The organism is Paratractidigestivibacter sp. (assembly GCF_052362415.1).
Taxonomy (GTDB): Bacteria; Actinomycetota; Coriobacteriia; order Coriobacteriales; family Atopobiaceae; genus Paratractidigestivibacter.
Window position 1 is genome coordinate 11,552 of the sequence record NZ_DAWEMK010000008.1, and the last position, 16,914, is coordinate 28,465.

Genomic DNA, 16,914 nt, shown 5'->3' on the forward strand with positions numbered 1-16,914 from the left:
CGGTGCCGAACATGTGCAGGGCGTCGGGAGCCTGGCGCGCGGTCCCGATGGCGAGCGGGTCATAGGGCGCGAGGACGGGCGCGAGGACCGAGACGAGCACGACGGCCAGCAGCAGCACGAGCGCGACCTTGGAGGAGGTCTTCATGTTCTTCAGGCCCGAGAGCTTCAGGCCCTTAGACTTCGCCATCCCCTCGAGCTTCTGGGCGTCTTCTTTCCTTTGGGTCAGCATGGCTAGACGCTCCTAATCCTGGGGTTGATGAGCAGATACAGCATGTCGACCACGATGTTGATGATGATGAAGGAGAACGCGACGACGATGACGACGCCCATGATCAGGTTAGGCTCGTTGCCGGCAACGCCGTCGAGGATCGCCATGCCCATGCCGGGCAGGTTGAAGATGACCTCGATGACGACGGCGCCGCCCATGAGGTAGCCGATCTTCATGCCGAGGGTGGTGACGGGCGTGATGAGGGCATTGCGCAGCACGTTGCGGGCGATGATGACCTTCTGCGGAAGGCCGGAGCCCTTGGCGGTCTGCACGTAGTCCTTGTCGAGCTCCTCGACCATGGCGGTGCGGACGATGCGCGTCATCTGGCCGGTGAGCGGCACCGCGAGCGCGATGGCGGGCATGATCATGCGCGCCATGTAGCCGCCGAAGTTGGCGAGGGGGTCGGGCAGCGCGCCGGAGGCGGGCAAAAGGTGCATATAGGACGAGAACACGAGGATGAGCAGGACGGCCAGCCAGAACGACGGCGTGGCGAGCCCCGCGATGGAGAAGAAGCGAATGACCTGGTCAGGCCACTTGTCTCTGTACAGGGCGGCTATGATGCCCAGCAAGAACGACACGACCGCCCCTATGAGCAGGCCGAGGAAGGTGAGTTGCATGGTCACGGGCAGGGCCTTGGCCACGCGCTCGGCCACGGAGTTGCGGCGGGCGCTGTAGGTGCCGAGGTCGCCGTGGAGCAGATCGCCCATGTAGCGGACGTAGCGGACGGGCCAGGGGTCGTCCAGCCCGTACTCCTTGTGGTACTCCGCCACCTGCTCGGGGGTGGCGCTTTCTCCCAACGCGTTGTACGCCGGGTCGATCGGCGAGAACGACATCAGAAAGAAGATCAGGAAGGTCACGGCGAAGGCCATGATGGGAAGCGCGACCAGGCGCCTTCCGATGAGGCGCAGGAGATTGTTCACTTGGCCTCTCCCCTCTCTTTGCGGTCCGATGGGATTCACATGGAAGGCCCGAGCAACTGGCGGTCGCTCGGGCCCCCTTTCTTGTGTGCTCAGCTGGCCTGCGGCAGCTCGGGGCTGTTCCGGCAGGTACTGCGGAGCCGAGTCGCTACGCCTTGACGGTCGTGATGCCCGCGAGCTGGACGCCGGTGGTGCCGATGCCCTTGAAGGAGTCGCTCACCTTGACGCCATCGGGGTTCGCGCTCTCGCGCCAGGAGCCGGTCGGGGTGACGACCTGCAGCAGCGGGTAGAGGACGACGTTCTCGGCGAGGATGTCGAAGCACTGGTTCCAGAGATCCTGCTGGTCGGAGCCGGAGGCGCCCAGGGCGTCGTTCATGAGGCCGTTGAGCTTCTTCCACTCCTCGGAGGTGTTCCAGGCGCAGCGGGTCTTCATCCAGACGTTGTCGCCGAACCACCAGTTGAGCAGCAGGTCGGTGTCGCCGCCGAAGCAGGACGGGTCGCCGGGGGCGATGAGGATGTCCCAGGACTCGTCGGCCTGGTCGATGGCGGAGTAGGTCGCGGGCGACTTGTCGGAGGTGAGGGTCACCTTGAAGCCAAGGGCCTCGAGGTCCTGCTGGGCCTGAGTGCCCATGGCGACGACCTGAGCGTTGTCGGTGGTGCGCAGCACGAGGTCGCCGGGGGTGACGCCGGCCTCGGAGATCAGGCTCTTGGCCTTGTCGGCGTCATAGGTGTAGGTGACGGAGGCCTTGTGGTAGTTGGTGAAGGAGTCGGGCAGGTAGCTCGTAGCGATGGAGGCCATGCCCGAGAAGGCGTTGGAGACCATCTGGTCGGTGTTCAGGGCGTACATGATCGCCTGGCGGGCCTTGACGTTGTCCCACGGGGCCTTCTTGACGTTGAACATGATGAAACGGGTGCCGAAGCCCTTGACCTCGTCGATGGTGACGCCGGCGGCCTTGAGCTGGTCGATGGACTCGGGCGGCACGGACTCGGAGATGAGGGTGGAGCCCTCCTGCTCGGCGGTGGTGCGGGCGGTGGTGTCGGTCAGCGAGTCGATGCGCAGCTCGTTGTCCTTGGCCGCGAACTCGCCGTTGTAGTTCGGGTTGGGCTTGAGGACGACGTAGGTGTCGGACATCTCGTCGTACATCCAGGGGCCGGAGCCGACCGGCTTAGCCTTGGCGTCGTCGGCCGAGAGGGCAGCCGGCATGACCTTGATGATGGCCAGGCGCTCCTTGAGCAGCGAGAAGTTCGAGATGTTGCACTTGACGGTGACGGTGGAGTCGTCCTTCTTCTCGATCGAGTCGAACATGGTGAGGAACGAGACGTACATGCCGCCCTCGGCGGTGGCGCGCTTGAAGGAGTCGACGACATCGTCAGGGGTGACGTCGGTGCCGTCGGAGAACTTGGCGCCGGAGCGCAGCTTGACCTCGTAGGTGTTGTCGTCGACCTGGGTCGGGTCGCCGTCGGCGAGGCCGGAGACCACGGAGTAGTCGGTGAAGTCGATGTTGTAGAGACCCTCCATGACGTTCGCGTTGGCCGAGAGGCAGAACGCGGACGAGCAGTTGGCGGGGTCGTAGGAGGACGGCGAGTAGGCGGAGCCGACGGTCAGGGTGCCGCCGCCCTCGGTGCCGGCGGACGACGTGCCGGCGTTGGAGCCGGAGTCGCTCGTGGAGCCGCCGCCGCAGGCAGCGAGGCCGAGCGTCGCGGCGAGCGCGGAGCCGCCCAGGAACGCGCGGCGAGAAACGCTGGAGTTCACGATCTTGTTCATGTCTTCCTCTTCCTCTGGTGGTTTCCTCTTGCGGCCGCTTCCCCGCGGCCACCTTGTTGCCAGAGAGACTACCCGAGATTTCGCCAACGCAGGCCCGCAATCCCGCCCAACGGCATGTTGGGCACCGGCTAGCGGTTGTTTACAAAGGTGAGCGGCGCTGAGTTTCCCCGATCGGCGGGAATCGGGTTATCCGCGCGCATCTTCTCCACTGGTATCACGTTCTATGTGCCATTTATTTAACTGGTATCAATAAAGGGATACGTCTTGAGGAGTGGTTTGCGCATCTGAGTACCAGTTCCGCGCAAATGTTTACAACGTCAGTGTTTAGTTCATTACTTTATTGTAATGACGAAAAGGGACAGTCCCTTTTCGTCATTTTGCGACCAGATGATAAAAAGGGACTGTCCCTTTTCGTCATGCGAGCTCGTGGAGGGCTTGGTAAACGGCGTGGGCTACCTCGGCGGGGACGCCGGGGACGGCGGCGATCGCCTCCTCGTCGGCGGCGCGCAGGCGCTTGAGCGAGCCGAACTCGCGCATGAGCAGGCGCTTGCGCTTAGGACCGACGCCGGGGACGTCGTCGAGCACAGAGGCTGTCATCGCCTTGCCGCGCAGCTCGCGGTGGAAGGTAATGGCGAAGCGGTGGGACTCGTCGCGCACCTGCTTGATAAGGTAGAGCGAGGGCGAGCCGGAGGGCAGCACGACCGGGGTCTCGTCCCAGGGGACGAAGACCTCCTCGTCGGACTTCGCCAGGCCGCAGACCGGGATGTCGAGGCCGAGGGCGGCGAGCTGCTCCATAGCCGCCGTGAGCTGAGGCTTGCCGCCATCGACCACGAGAAGGTCCGGCCGGCTGCCGAAGCGCGCGTCCGCCATGCGTTCGGGCGCGTAACGGCGGCCGAGCACCTCGGACATGCTCACGAAGTCGTTGGCCTCGGTGAGCGGGGTCTGGATCTTGAAGCGGCGGTACTGGGACTTGTCCGGCCGGCCGTTGGTGAAGACGACCATCGACGCCACGGTAAAGTGCCCGTGGAGGGTCGAGATGTCGAAGCACTCGATGCGCATGGGCGGAGCGTCGAGGGCAAGGGCGCTCTCGAGCTGGAGCAGAGCTTTATTGGTCCGGTCGTCGGCGTAGCCGGTGCGCACCATGTAGCGCATGAGGGCGTGGCGCGCGTTGGCCTCGGCCATCTGGAGCAGGCGGCGCTTCTCGCCGCGCTGGGGAAGGTGGAGACGAACGTTGTGCCCGCGCTTCTGCGCGAGCCAGCCGGCGATGACGTCGGAGTCGGCGAGCGCGACCGAGAGGCAAACCTCGGAGGGGATGTCGGCGGTCTCGTCGTAGTAGCGCTTGACGAAGCCGGCCTGGAGCTCGTCCTCCCCCACGTCGGCGCCTTTGTCGAGGATGAACTCGACGGAGCGGACCGTGCGGCCCTCGCGCACGACGAAGACGCACGCGCAGCTGATGGTCTCCTCGCGGTAGAAGCCGATGAGGTCGAGGTCCACGTCAGACGAGAACATGACCTGCTGCTTGACGTCGAGGGCGTTGAGCCCCTGGAGGCGCGCCTTCAGACGGCCCGCGCGCTCGAAATCGAGGTCGGCAGCCGCCTCCTGCATCTGCTCGGTGAGCTCGCCGACGATGTGGCTCCTCTTTCCTTGGAGGAAATCCTCGACTTGGCGCACGTGGCGGGCGTACTCGACGGTGTCGATGGCCCCGCAGCAGGCGCCGGGCCCGCGGCCGACGTGGTAGTCGAAGCAGGGGCGGCACTTGCCGGCGAGCACGATGTTGGCGACGGCGGCCTGGTCGGGCTCGCGCTCGAGCAAGCGCCGGGCGCGCTTCCACTCGGCGCAGGTCGCGCTGCAGATGGGGACGAACTTGCGCAGGGTATCGATGGTCTCGCGCGCGGCCTTGGCATCGGTGTAGGGCCCGAAGTAGCGCGTGCCCTTGCGGTGCTTCTCGCGCGTGTACTTGATCGCGGGAAAAACATCCGACTCGGTGACGGCGATGTAGGGATAGGACTTGTCGTCCTTGAAGTCGACGTTGAAGTAGGGGTGGTACTGGGCGATGAGGTTGCGCTCGAGCACGAGCGCCTCGTACTCGGAGCCCACGACGACATAGTCGAAGGACTTGACCACCTGCATCATGAGGGGGATCTTCTGGCGGTCGTCGGTGAGGCCGACGTACTGCTTGAGCCGGGCGCGGAGGTTCTTCGCCTTGCCCACGTAGACGACGGTGCCGGAGGCGTCGCGCCACAGGTAGCAGCCGGGTTCGGTGGGCACGAGCGCGACCTGGTCGACGAGGGACGCCGCGCCGTCGAGCGCCGCCGTGACGTGCTCGCGCGCCGCCTTGCGGTCGCTCGCGTCCATGCGGTCCTGGTCGTCAGGCACCTCTTCGCCCTCCTGTCCTAGAAGAAGGCAGGCACCTCCACGCGCAAGGTGCCTGCCTGTGAGTTCCATCTGATTCTACCCGCGTAGGGCAGGAGCATCGGGACCAAGCCCCGCAAACGCCCTTAAACAGGGCTGCCGCCGCCGCAGAAGCCGTCGTCGTAGGTGACGCCGGTGATCACGACGCCGGAGCCGTAGCCGTTGGCGTGGATGACGTTGCCGCCGCCGATATAGATGGCCACGTGGTAGATCGTGCCGCCGGAGGCGTAGAAGACGAGGTCACCGGGAGAGAGCTGTGAGGTGGAGGACTTCAGGTTGCCCCTCGAGCAGACGATGCTGTACTGCTCGCGCGAGGAGTGCGGGATGGAGATCCCTGCGCAGCCGTAGGCGTAGCTGGTGAGGCCGGAGCAGTCCATAGCTACGCCCGGGTTGCAGGCGCCGTACGAGTACGGGACGCCGAGCTGGGTGCGCGCGGCGTTGATGATCGTCGATGCGGTGGAGCCGGAGACGCTGGAGCCGCCGCCGTTGGACGAGCCGCCGCCGTTGTTGGAGGACCCGCCGTTGTTGGAGGAGCCGGAATTGCCCGAGTTGGAGCTGGACGAGCTCGAGCCGTTGTTGGAGGAACCCGAGTTGCCGGAGTTGGCGTTGGACGCCCCGCCGTTGCTGGAGGAACCGGAGTCGCCGGACGAGGACTCGGCGGCCTTCTGCTGCTCGGCCGCGGCCGCGGCTGCGGCCTTCTCGGCCTCCTCCTGCTGGCGCTTGGCCTCGGCCTCGCGCTCGGACTGCAGGGCGGCCTGCAGCTCGCTGGAGAGCCCGCCGACATAGGACTGGGCATCGGAGCGGGCGGACTCGAGCGAGGCCTGCTCGTCCTGCTGCTGGGAAAGCAGGGTCGAGAGGCTGTCCTCCTCGCCGGCGAGCTCGTCCTTCTTTGCGTTGAGGTCGGCGACCAGGTCGTTGGTCTCCTTGATCTTCTCGGAGTTGGCCTCCGAGATCTTGTTCGCGTAGGTGATGTTGCTCACGAGCTGGGCGAAGTCCTTGGACTCCAGGACGAGCTCGAGCAGCGTGGTGTTGCCGCCTGCCTTGTAGTTGGTCGAGAGGTGCTCGGCGAGCCCCGCCTGGGCATCGGCGACCTTCTGCTGCTGCTCGGCGATCTGGGGCTTGAGCTCGTCGATGTGCGACTGGACCTCGTCCAGCTGCGCGGAGGTGTCCTCGCACTTGGCCCCGGCGATCTCGAGCTGCTTGGTAAGGTCGTCGAGCTTGGCCTTGGCATCGGAGAGCTGGCTCGAGAGCTCCTGGGAGGACGCGGCATAGGCGATGGTGGCAAGAGGAGCGCCCCCCGCCAGAAGGCCGGAGAGCGCAACGGCGCCGACGGCGCGAGCGACTCGGTGGGTACGGTTGATCTGCATATAGAACCTCGCGTTTGCGATTCAAGGCGTTTGCATTAATAGTTGCCATTCTAGCAAGCGGAGGAGCCGAGGCAAAGCGCCTACAGCTCCTCCATCTAGCTTTAGGGTCGCTCGAGGGTTTGCCCCGAGGGGGACCTGTGCGGTCGGCCAAACAGACCGGGCGGGCACGCGACTTGCAGCCCGGTTAGAACTTGCTGTGGAAGTTCACGCGGTTCAGGCGCGCGTACAGGCGCTGGGCCAGCGAGTCCTCGCTATTGAGCAGCGGGCTTTTGGCCACGCCGGCCTTGATGGACTCCTCGACCCCTTGCTTCAGGACGGGGTCGGTGACCTCCTTGCGCACGATGTCGTAGGGCGGCACGCAAAAGAGGAACGGGCGGTCGCAGGCGCGCTCAGCGGACGTGAGCGACTGGCGGGTGTCGTTGCCGCAGACGAACTTCTCGACGATGGGCTTGACGAAGGGGACGCCGGCGAGGGTCATGTAGTAGGTGTTGCGGCCGGGGCGCGCGTTGATCTCGAGGAAGCGGGGCTTGCCATCGGCGCCGTCCATGACGTCGAAGTTGCCGTAGCCCTCGTAGCCGACCTTCTTGCAGAAGCGCGCCGCGCAGTCCAGGAGATCGGGGCGGTCCTCGCCGAGGATGACGAGCGGGTTGCCGATGCCCTTGGCGCTGCGGTCCTGGACGAGCACGTGGCCGACGCGGCCGAGGGTCATCTCGCCGTGCTCGCAGAACACGGTGACGGAGTGGAGGGAGTCGTCGCGGACGGCCAAGCACTCCTGGACGAGCAGATACTTGCTGTAGCTCGTGCCCTTGACGTCAGAGATCAGCTTGCGCAGCTCGGCGGGCGAGTTGACCGTGTGGATCTTGCGCTTGCCCTCGAACTCGGCGTAGTGCCACTCGGCGCTGTTCGCCGGCTTGACGATCATGGGGTACTCGTGTCCGTCGATGACCTCGTCGGAGATCACGTCGATGCCGGGGATCGGGTCGAGGCCCTCGCCACAGGCAACGAGCCAGGTCTTCGGGTACGGGATGCCAAGCTCGGAACACAGGCCGTAGAACTTCTCCTTCATCGTGATGACGCTAAAGAGGGAGTAGTCGTTGTAGGGCACCGCGAAGCCGGCAGCGGTGAGCTCAGACTTGTTTTTGGAGAGGATCTCGGCGTACCAGTCGCCGCTCGCCACGAGCAGGGGCTTGCGCCCCTCGGCGCGGCACTCGGGCGCGATCGCCTCCTTGAGGTAGGCGAGAAGTTCCTCCTCGCGCTCGACGCCGTCCACGCAACGGTAGTCGTTCCATTTGCTGCGGCTCGTGAACTTGATGTCGTACTTGGCCAGCACGATCGAGTCGACCCCGTAGGTCTCGTGGAACTGACGGGTGTAGGAATACCCGAGGACGTCGGCGCCGAGGACGACGGGACGGAAGGTCTTTCCGATCTGGAGGTCTTGCGAGGTGGGCTGCATGGATGCGTGCGCTCCTTTGCTAGGGTTTAGCTAATGGTCGAGTATACGCCAGGGCATAGGTGCCCCGACGACGCGCCTCAGCGGCGCTTGAGCTTGCCGAGGATCCGGCCAAAGAAGGCCGCCTCGGGGATGTGCAGCGCCAGGGCGGCGCCGAAGGTCACGGCGACCGCGGGAACGCCTCCGCACACAAGGATGAGGAGTGCCCGAGGCAGCGTGAGCGCGCCCGCGTCGCCTCCCATGAGATGGAGGATCAGCGCGCCGACCGCGGCGCCGGCAAGGCCGAGCGCGAGCGAGCGGACGAGCGAGACGACGAAGCCGGTAAGGTCGATGCCCTCGACGGAGCGGCGGATGATGACGACCGAGATCACGTCGAGCACGACCATGTACAGCGCGCTTCCGAGCGAGACCGCATGGATGCCGAGCTGCGGCGTGAGCGTCACGGTGAAGGCGACCTGCACCAGGGAGGCGAGGATGTTGGCCACGGCGAAGCTCATCATATGGCGCATGGACGAGAACGCCTTCTGGAAAAACGTGGAGAGGCCGTAGAACGGCAGCGCGAGCGCGAGCGTCGAGAGATAGCTAGCGGTAAGGTCGGCGCTCTGGGCGTTGAACTGGCCGATGCGCATGAGCGACATCAGCAGGCGCGAGAAGACGATGAGGTAGAGCATGAAGGGCACGAGGACGAAGGCCACCTGGCGCATGCCGGACGAGACCTGCTCGGCGAACTTGGCGAGCTTGCCCTTGGCGAAGGAGTCGGACATCTCGGTAAAGAGGGCGACGGTGATGGGAACCGCGAGCACGGCGTAGGGCAGGGTGTACCACAGGCGCGCGTAGTACTGGATGGAGCTGCCGGACTCGGGGACGGCGACGAGCGCCATCGAGGTCATGACCGACGTGGTGACGAAGCCGCAGGCGGTGACCACGAGCGTGGGCACGCCGATGGAGAGGGTCTCCTTGATGGCGGGGTCGTGGATGTCCACGTGAAGCGTGAGGCGTACGCCGTGGCGGCGCAGGCTCGGGAGCTGCATGAGAATCTGCACGAGGACGCCGAGCGGGTTGCCGATGGCCAAGAGAAGGAAGGCGAGGCCAGGCTGCGAGCCGACGAGAAGCGCGTAGGCGATGAACGAAGACGTGCAGATGATGTTGTTGAAGATCGGGGCGGCGTTGCTCCAGAAATAGTCCCTCTCGGCGTTGAGGATGCCCGAGGCGATGCTCGAGAGGCAGTAGAGCACGACCTCGATGGCGAAGAACCGGAACAGCACGACCGCGTCGGTCATCGTCGACTGGTCGGTGCCCGCGGACTGCACCCAGATGAGCGGTTCGGCGAAGACCAGGCAGAGCACGAAGCCGACGCCGAGGACGATGAGCAGCAGCGAGAGCAGGTTCGAGATGTAGGCGTTGGCGCCCTTGCGGCCCAGACGCTGCTTGACGTCGAGGTAAACGGGCAGGAAGGCAGTGATGATCATACCGCCGATGACGAGCTCGTAGAGCTGGTTCGGCAGGTTGTTCGCGACCGTGTAGCAGCTGGAGAGCAGCGTCGTGCCGAGGGCGAACGCCTGGCCCCAGGTCCGCACGAAGCCGGTGATGCGGCTGAAGATGACGAGGACGCTCATCATCGCCGCGGAGCGGCCGACGTTGGCCTCCCCTTCCTCCGCCGCGTCGGTCTCTATGGCCTCTTCGGCCTCGTTCGCCGCGCCGGGCTCGCCCGTCACCTTGAAGTGCTTCGCCATTGCTCACCTTCCGAATCTAATTCAACAGTTGGTGAGTTTACGGCTATGCGCGCGCCGGCGGGCTTATTCCATAGGAAACGCCGAAAGCCCGCTGGTGCCGAGGGGCGGTGCGTCACGGACGCTAGTGCCGCCGCGCGTCCAGCTCGCCGGCGAGCTCGTCGAGGGTAACGCCGTAGCGCTCGAGGGTGACCATGAGGTGGTACACGAGGTCGCCCGCCTCGTAGCGGATGTGGTCATGGTCGTCGTCCTTGCAGGCCATGATGACCTCGCTCGCCTCCTCGGCGAGCTTCTTGAGCAGGGAGTCCTCCTTGCCCTGGAGGAGCTTAGCGGTATAGGACTGCTCGGGGGAAGCGTCCCGGCGCCTGTGGATGACCTCCGCCAGGCCCTCGAGGGTCTGCCCGATGTTGCCGTCCTGGACGTTCTTTGTCCTCTCGCCCATTGCGGGCCTCCTTTTTGGATTGGGTCGGTGGTGCGTCCCGCCGCTCGCGGAGCAGTCGTCGCGCCCGCCTACTCTTTGATCTCGCGGAAAAAGCAACTGCGGTGGCCGGTATGGCAGGCAGGCCCCGGGGAGTCGACGACGGCGACGAGCGTGTCCTCGTCGCAGTCGACGAGCAGATGCTTGACGTGCTGGATGTTTCCGCTGGTGGCGCCCTTGTTCCAGAGTTCCTGGCGACTGCGGCTCCAGAACCAGGTGGTGCCCGTCTTTATGGTGAGCGCCAGCGACTCAGCGTTCATCCACGCGACCATGAGCACCTCCCCCGTTTGCTCCTGCTGCACGACGCAAGGCACGAGGCCGGTGGCGTCGAACTTCACGTTCACCGCATCCGCCGAGACGGGCGCCGCGGCCTCACCGGCGTAGGTATAATCGGGCGCGTTGTGGGACATGCTTCCTCCTTCGGTCTGCGCGTCCCCACTTTAGCAGGGTGCAGCACCCGCTCTCGGAAGGGAGTCCGGCTTGAGCGAAGTTGTAACCGAGGGCCTCGGCCGCTTCGACGTGCTCGTGGCCGGCGGCGGCATCGCGGGCACGGTGGCCGCGCTTTCGGCGGCGGAGCAGGGGGCGAAGGTCGCGCTCGCCTGCTCAGGGCCTCTGTTTGGGGGCTCGAGCTTCTTTGCGGGGACCTGGGGCCTCGGCCTTGTGGGCCCGGTGCCCGGCGGGGAGACGGACTTCGAGCGGGCGATCCTCGAGGTCGGGCAAGGCATGGCGGGCCCCGCGCTCGTGCATGCGCTCGTCAGCGGCATCGAGCCGGGCATTGAGTGGCTGGAGGGGCTCGGGTGCCGCCCGCGCCGCGCCCGAGCGGCCACGGAGCGCGAGTTCATACCCTGCTTCGACCACGCGCAGCGCGACTGGCACGGCTTGGAGCGGGAGGCGTTCCGTGAGGCGATGGGTGCCGCGCTGGAGCGCTCCTGCGTAACAGCGTTCCCGCACATGGAGCTTTTGGCGCCCGGGACCTTCTTCGACCGGTCGCACGGGATCGTCTGCGGCATCGACGCCAAAAGCACCGTCCTCGCCACGGGCGGGTTCGGAGGGCTCTTTGAGCGGACGCTCACCACGCCGGAGAACCTCGGCGCGGCGCAGGCGATCGCGCTCGAGCAGGGTGCCTCCCTCGTGAACTGCGAGTTCATGCAGATCATGCCGGGGCTCGTGGCGCCGGTCCGCGACGTCGTGTTCAACGAGAAGACCTTCCGCTTCGCGCACGTCGATGGGGTGCCCGGCCCCGGGGCGACGGCGCTGCTCGATGCCCGCTCGTGTCACGGCCCCTTTACCGCGAGCCGGCCCGACCGCGAGGTCGACTTCGCCATCGCCGCCGCGGGAGACGGCGGGGCGCGCGTTACGTACCACCTGCCCGGGGAGCTGCCGGAGTTCATGCGGACCTACGCCGACTGGCTGCGGCGGGACCACGGCATCGAGCCCGGCGACGAGCTGCGGGTCGCGCATTACGCGCATGCGCACAACGGGGGCATCCTCATCGGCGCCGACGCGGCGGTCGAGGGCGCGCCGGGCATCTACGCCTGCGGAGAGTGCACGGGCGGCATGCACGGGGCGGACCGTATCGGCGGGCTCGCCAGCGCAAGCGCCCTCGTGTTCGGCCGCATCGCGGGTCGGGAAGCGGCATGGTGCGGCGCGGAGCGGCCGACCGCCGCCCGCCGGCCGCTGCGGGCGATGGCTTCGCCCCGCGCGGAGGCGGCGCTTACGGGCTTGAGGCGCACCATGAGCCGCGCGTGCATGGTCTTCCGCACCGAGGCGGGCCTGCGATCTGCGCTGGATTCCATTTACGGAGCGCGAGAGCGAATTTCTGCTGAGGCGGAGGGTTCCGACGACGCGCGGGCGATCGCGGCGACGCGTCGCTCCGAGCTCGCCCTTGAGGCCTCCGAGGCGCTCGTGTGCGCCATGCGGGCCCGCGCCGAGAGCCGCGGCGCCCATTACCGCGCCGACGTCCCCGGGCCGGATGCCGCGCAGGCGCGCCCGAACGCCCTGAGATTCTCCCCGGGGGCGGACCATGGAGAGGCTTCAGCGTTCGGCTCATTTGCCGCGGCGCCCGTTGCCCTCCCCTGACGCAGCCCGACTGGGCCCATCGCTAGGCGACGACCGTCGAGCTCCGATCGCCTGGCGGAGACCGCCGATCAGGCGCCCGCGGGGTCGGGGGAATCGGGCGATTCATGCCCCTCGAGCCGACCGACCTGCGGGCGGTTGAGCTTGTGCGCGACGACGAGGAGCACGATGCCGATCACCACGAGCGGCAGGCTGAGGCACTGTCCCATGGTGATCGGGCCCCAAAGGTAGCCGAGCTGCGCGTCAGGCACGCGGACGAACTCGATGAGGAAGCGGAAGACGCCGTAGAGCAGAAGGAACGTCCCCATGAAAGTGCCCTGTGGGCGCGGCGGGCGCCTGCGCGAGAGCGCCCAGAGCACGCAGAAGATCACGAGCCCCTCGAGCACGGCCTCATAGAGCTGCGACGGGTGGCGGAAGACCCCGCCGCCCGTCGGGAACGCGACCGCCCAGGGCAGGTCGCATTCCTTGCCCCACAGCTCGCCGTTGACGAAGTTCGCGCAGCGACCAAAGAAGAGCCCCCACGTCGCGCCGATGACGCCCAGGTCGCAGACGGTGGGGATGCTGATGCGATACTGGCGGCACACGATCGAGCCGCCGATGACGGCGCCCACGAGGCCGCCGTGGAAGCTCATCCCGCCGTCCCAGGTCGCGATGATCTCCGCAGGGTGCTCGAGGTAGTAACCCGCGCCATAGAACAGCACGTAGCCCAGGCGCGCGCCGATAATGATGCCGAAGGCGACGCCGATGACGATGCTCATCACGTCGTCCACGGTAAGGTCGAGCTCCCATCGCCTGGCCACGCGGTAGATCACAAAGCCCGCCACGATGAAGCCGGCGAGGTAGGCGAGGCCGTACCAGCGTACCGTCAGAGGCCCGAGCGTGAAGGCGATCGGGTTGAACGACTGGAAGATTTCGTTGAGGAACAAAGGAGCTCCTTGCCCTTCTTGCCCGCCGGGAACGGACGGCCGGATGACCGGATGAAGGCTAGAGAACGGCGGGCTGGACGCGCGTCACGCCGGGGACGTGCTCCATGAGGATGCGCTCGATGCCCTCGGACATGTCCATGCTCGAGAGCGGGCAGCCGGCACAGGCGCCCTGCATCTCGAGCGTGACGACGCCGTCGTCGTCCACGTCGATGAGCTCGACGTCGCCGCCGTCCGCCTGGAGGCTCTGGCGGATGATGTCGAGGGTTTCTTCCAAAAGCTGCTTGTCCACGGCCATGGTGGCTTCCTTTCGTTGTTGTTCGCGCGGGGTCTATCTTACCCAATGCTCCGGGGCGCTTGGCCGCCGCTACCCGATAGCGGTAAAGAGGTGGCCTGAGGTGGCGCCCTGCATGCGCGCGGCCGGCTTGCGACCGGCACGGGCGCACGCGACGGCGCGGGCAACGCGCTCCACGCTAAAGCGGGTCTGCTTGGCGTCGAGCAGGGTGCAGTCGGCGAGCAGGCGCGTGACGCCCGCCTCGATGAGCTCGCCCGCCTGCGGCGTCGCGTCGAGCGGATAGGCTGACCAGATGCGGCTGCGGCCGTTGACGTCGGTGCGCACGGGCAGGAGCTTGCCGTCGATATCCTTGAGCGAGAAGCGCCGCGTGCGCTGCGGGCACTTCCGGCAGTCGTGGACGCACTTGCCCGTGACCTGCAGGACGCAGTGCTCGCTCGTCATCGCTCGCTCGCGGCCGAGGACCATGAGGCCCACCGGGACCGACGACGAGCGCGCGAGCTCGCAGACCTGTTCGAGCGTGAGCTCGCCCGAGAGCCAGAACCCCGCGGCCCCGGCCTCCTCCAGGGCCTCGACGCAGCTCTGGTTGTGCACGGGGATGCACGAGCGGATCTCCGGGGCGGCACCGCGCTCGGCGGCGAGCGCGAGCTCCGATATGTTGCCCACGGCGACGGGGCCGCCAGCGGCGACCCAAGGGTCGAGCCGCGCGCGGTCGCCCTCGCGGCAGACCTCGTCCAGCCAAGGGATCACCCCTTCGGGCCAATCGCCCTCCGCGAGGTCATCTGCGGTCGCGTACACGCGCGCAGCGCCCGCCTCGATCGCCGCGCGGGCGCACGCGGGGTCGGCGACGAGCGCGCAGGCGCAGGGTTCCTCGCGGGCGGCCTGCGCCGGGTCGGCGATCCCGGCCGCGGCGCGGGCCTCCCCCACCCGGTAGGCCACCGCGCGCTCCGACGGGGCGGTCACCGTCGCGCCCTCACGTTCCGCGTACGGCGCGAGCAGCGCCTCCTCGAGCGCGCGCACCGCGGCGGCGCGCACCTTGTGCACCGCCGAGAAGCCCATGCCGAGCCCCTCGTCCATCTGGACGTCGTAGTCCACGGGTAGGAAGGGCCCGCCGCCCATGCGGCCCACGTGCTCGATGAGGTCCTCGCGCGTGACGGCCTTCGTGCGCGCCGCCTCCACGACGGCGCCCTCGGCCGAGGCCGTCGCCTCGCCGTCGGCGCACGCGAGCTCCACGCGGAACGGCTCGCCCAGGCGCGCGACGATGCGCACGCGGACGGGCCTCTTCCTCTGGATGTCGGAGCGGGAGACGCGCGCCGCCGCCTCGATGGCGGCCTGCGAGCGGATCACGCGCACGACCGCGCCCGCTTCGATGGGCCTGGGCGCCGTCGCCGTGATGACCTCGCCGGCCTCGGAGTCGCGCTCGGCCGTGACGGTGAGGAACTGCGTGGGGTCGCTCACCGGGCGGAGCTCGAGAAGGTCGCCCGCGCCCACGGGCTCCGACAGGTGGATGGTGACCTCGGCCCTGGTAAAGCGACGCATCCGCGTGCGCCCGCCGTTGCCGCCCCCGCGGCGCTCGAAGCTGTCCTCGAGCGCTCGGCTGCCCTCGACCTCGCCCACAACCTCGCCGCGGTTGTTCGAGCGCTCGTAGCTCATCATCTCGTTGCCGGACTCTCCGCGCAGGTAGGCATCGGTGAAGTCGCGGTTGAAGGCGCGCTTGAGGCGGCGGTGCACCGCGAGGTCGGCCTCGGGCGCGAGCGGCTCGTGCGCGATGCTCGCGTCGATGGCCTCACGGTAGGCGCCCACAACCTGGTAGACGTAGTCGGGGGCCTTCATACGGCCCTCGACCTTGAGCGAGCCCACGCCCGCCGCGATCATCTGGTCGATGTGGTCGACGGTGCAGTAATCCTTGGGGCACAGCGCCCGCGTGCCGCCCACGCCGCGCATGGTCTCGGCCATACCCGCGGTGGCCACGTCGGGGATGGGCACGAGGTCGCCCTTCTCGTCGACGAGCTCATAGGGCAGGCGGCACGGCTGGGCACATAGGCCGCGGTTGGCCGAGCGGCCTCCCGCGAGCGAGCTCATCATGCACACTCCGGAGTAGCAGAAGCACAGCGCGCCGTGGCCGAAGCACTCGAGCTCGACGCCCTCCTGCGCGATGCGCTCGATCTCGGGCAGCGAGAGCTCGCGCGAGAGCGTTACACGGTCAGCGCCGTGCTCGCGGCACCAGGCGACGCCGCGCGCGTCGTGGATGTTCGCTTGGGTCGAGACGTGCGTCTCGATCTGCGGCCACGTGCGGCGGACCTGCGTAAAGAGGCCCCAATCCTGGATGATGAAGGCGTCGGCTCCGAGCAGCCACGCGCGGCGCACGAGGCCGAGCACGCGCGGGATCTCGTCGGTCGCGACGGCGACGTTGACGGTGACGTAGACGCGCGCCCCGGCGAGGTGCGCGCGGCGGCACGCGTCGCCGAAGCTCGCGTCGTCGAAGTTCTTCGCGCTGCGGCGGGCGTTGAAGCTGTTGCCGAGACCGCAGTAGATGGCGTCGGCGCCCGCGGCGAGCGCGGCGTTAAAAGGCTCTGGGCCGCCCGCCGGCGCGAGCAGCTCGATGACGTTCTTGTGGGCCAAGACTAATCTCCCATCAGCCCGTGGTATCAAACCTGTTTACGATACCGCAGGTCCGGGGCGCCGGCGGGCGCGCGGGCGCGATTGCTCAGCATGTCCAAAAGGCGCGGGGCAAGAAGGGCGGCGCGCGACAGCGACGGGCGCCGGTGCGTCCTGCAGCGTCCCCTACAACACGCCCGTCGCCATGCCTAGGATGGCGAGGAGGAGCAGCGACCCCATCGACACGCCCGCGAATCGCGCGAGCTCCGCGATGAGGGGCCTGCGACCCATGGCCGGGAACCTCGAGCGCAGGTGCCGCTTATCCAGGAGGATGTAGCCGAGCCACACCGCGTTCGGGGGCAGCCACACGATGAACTCCAGGCACCTGAACCACAACGGGTAGACGACCGAGGACGCGGCGGGGATGAACGCGCAGTAGACGCCGGCGATGACGACGAGCGCGGTCCCGAGGAGCACGACCGCGTTCCACGCCCGGCCGAGCCATCGCGTCGCGCCCCGGCGCGAAGAAGGGCGCGGGGCGGCAGGCCGCTGCGGGTAGGGCTTCTTCGCAGTAGCCTTGGCCTGCAGCGCATTCGACGCTGAGCGGTCATCGGCCTCCCCCGCCGCGGCGCGGCGCA

The 16,914-nt window shown here is 67.5% G+C and carries 13 protein-coding genes and 1 pseudogene; 1 reads left to right on the plus strand and 13 read right to left on the minus strand.

Going from position 1 to position 16,914, the window contains the following annotated elements; genetic code table 11:
• The 9 genes and pseudogenes from ACT84W_RS01750 to hisI form a co-directional block, all read right to left on the minus strand.
• A pseudogene (locus tag ACT84W_RS01750) lies at positions 1-229 on the minus strand (ABC transporter); the annotation flags it as partial.
• A 2-nt stretch (positions 230-231) separates the two neighbouring features.
• Positions 232-1,188 carry an ABC transporter permease gene (locus ACT84W_RS01755; protein WP_417575905.1) on the minus strand — a complete coding sequence of 319 codons (957 nt, stop codon included), beginning with the start codon at positions 1,186-1,188 and terminating at the stop codon, positions 232-234.
• Positions 1,189-1,333: 145 nt separating this feature from the next.
• Positions 1,334-2,950: an ABC transporter substrate-binding protein gene (locus ACT84W_RS01760; protein WP_417575906.1), complete on the minus strand. Its 1,617-nt coding sequence runs from the start codon at positions 2,948-2,950 to the stop codon at positions 1,334-1,336.
• A gap of 414 nt (positions 2,951-3,364) precedes the next feature.
• On the minus strand, positions 3,365-5,305 hold the full coding sequence (gene uvrC, locus ACT84W_RS01765) for an excinuclease ABC subunit UvrC (RefSeq protein WP_444328005.1): 1,941 nt from the start codon (positions 5,303-5,305) through the stop codon (positions 3,365-3,367).
• A gap of 143 nt (positions 5,306-5,448) precedes the next feature.
• Complete coding sequence (locus ACT84W_RS01770) at positions 5,449-6,729, minus strand: C40 family peptidase (RefSeq protein WP_444327995.1); 1,281 nt, start codon at positions 6,727-6,729, stop codon at positions 5,449-5,451.
• A 184-nt stretch (positions 6,730-6,913) separates the two neighbouring features.
• Complete coding sequence (locus ACT84W_RS01775) at positions 6,914-8,182, minus strand: carboxylate--amine ligase (RefSeq protein WP_444327996.1); 1,269 nt, start codon at positions 8,180-8,182, stop codon at positions 6,914-6,916.
• Positions 8,183-8,259: 77 nt separating this feature from the next.
• Positions 8,260-9,912, minus strand: coding sequence for a murein biosynthesis integral membrane protein MurJ (gene murJ, locus ACT84W_RS01780; protein ID WP_417575909.1), 1,653 nt, complete (start codon positions 9,910-9,912; stop codon positions 8,260-8,262).
• Positions 9,913-10,033: 121 nt separating this feature from the next.
• Complete coding sequence (gene hisE / locus ACT84W_RS01785) at positions 10,034-10,351, minus strand: phosphoribosyl-ATP diphosphatase (RefSeq protein WP_417575910.1); 318 nt, start codon at positions 10,349-10,351, stop codon at positions 10,034-10,036.
• Positions 10,352-10,419: 68 nt separating this feature from the next.
• Positions 10,420-10,797, minus strand: coding sequence for a phosphoribosyl-AMP cyclohydrolase (gene hisI / locus ACT84W_RS01790; RefSeq protein WP_444327997.1), 378 nt, complete (start codon positions 10,795-10,797; stop codon positions 10,420-10,422).
• 70 nt (positions 10,798-10,867) lie between these two features.
• On the opposite strand from hisI, the gene ACT84W_RS01795 reads away from it, so the two are divergent.
• Entirely contained in the window at positions 10,868-12,466 is a 1,599-nt protein-coding gene (locus tag ACT84W_RS01795) for an FAD-binding protein (RefSeq protein WP_444327998.1), read from the plus strand.
• Positions 12,467-12,534: 68 nt separating this feature from the next.
• On the opposite strand, the gene lgt is transcribed toward ACT84W_RS01795, so the two are convergent.
• The 4 genes from lgt to ACT84W_RS01815 form a co-directional block, all read right to left on the minus strand.
• The gene (gene lgt / locus ACT84W_RS01800; protein WP_417575913.1) at positions 12,535-13,389 is read right to left on the minus strand and encodes a prolipoprotein diacylglyceryl transferase; all 855 of its coding nucleotides are present in this window, start codon (positions 13,387-13,389) and stop codon (positions 12,535-12,537) included.
• 58 nt (positions 13,390-13,447) lie between these two features.
• Positions 13,448-13,684, minus strand: a complete 237-nt coding sequence (locus ACT84W_RS01805) for a NifU family protein (RefSeq protein WP_417575914.1) — start codon at positions 13,682-13,684, stop codon at positions 13,448-13,450.
• Positions 13,685-13,753: 69 nt separating this feature from the next.
• Positions 13,754-16,300: a DUF3656 domain-containing U32 family peptidase gene (locus tag ACT84W_RS01810; RefSeq protein WP_444327999.1), complete on the minus strand. Its 2,547-nt coding sequence runs from the start codon at positions 16,298-16,300 to the stop codon at positions 13,754-13,756.
• Positions 16,301-16,462: 162 nt separating this feature from the next.
• A partial coding sequence (locus ACT84W_RS01815) for a hypothetical protein (protein ID WP_444328000.1) occupies positions 16,463-16,914 on the minus strand: 452 nt, incomplete at its 5' end.

Bases quoted from the DNA above. Each gene is read 5' to 3' on its own strand.
- hisE (WP_417575910.1), bottom strand. From the start codon at position 10,351: ATGGGCGAGAGGACAAAGAACGTCCAGGACGGCAACATCGGGCAGACC.
- ACT84W_RS01770 (WP_444327995.1), bottom strand. From the start codon at position 6,729: ATGCAGATCAACCGTACCCACCGAGTCGCTCGCGCCGTCGGCGCCGTT.
- ACT84W_RS01775 (WP_444327996.1), bottom strand. From the start codon at position 8,182: ATGCAGCCCACCTCGCAAGACCTCCAGATCGGAAAGACCTTCCGTCCC.
- uvrC (WP_444328005.1), bottom strand. From the start codon at position 5,305: ATGGACGCGAGCGACCGCAAGGCGGCGCGCGAGCACGTCACGGCGGCG.
- hisI (WP_444327997.1), bottom strand. From the start codon at position 10,797: ATGTCCCACAACGCGCCCGATTATACCTACGCCGGTGAGGCCGCGGCG.
- ACT84W_RS01760 (WP_417575906.1), bottom strand. From the start codon at position 2,950: ATGAACAAGATCGTGAACTCCAGCGTTTCTCGCCGCGCGTTCCTGGGC.
- ACT84W_RS01805 (WP_417575914.1), bottom strand. From the start codon at position 13,684: ATGGCCGTGGACAAGCAGCTTTTGGAAGAAACCCTCGACATCATCCGC.
- murJ (WP_417575909.1), bottom strand. From the start codon at position 9,912: ATGGCGAAGCACTTCAAGGTGACGGGCGAGCCCGGCGCGGCGAACGAG.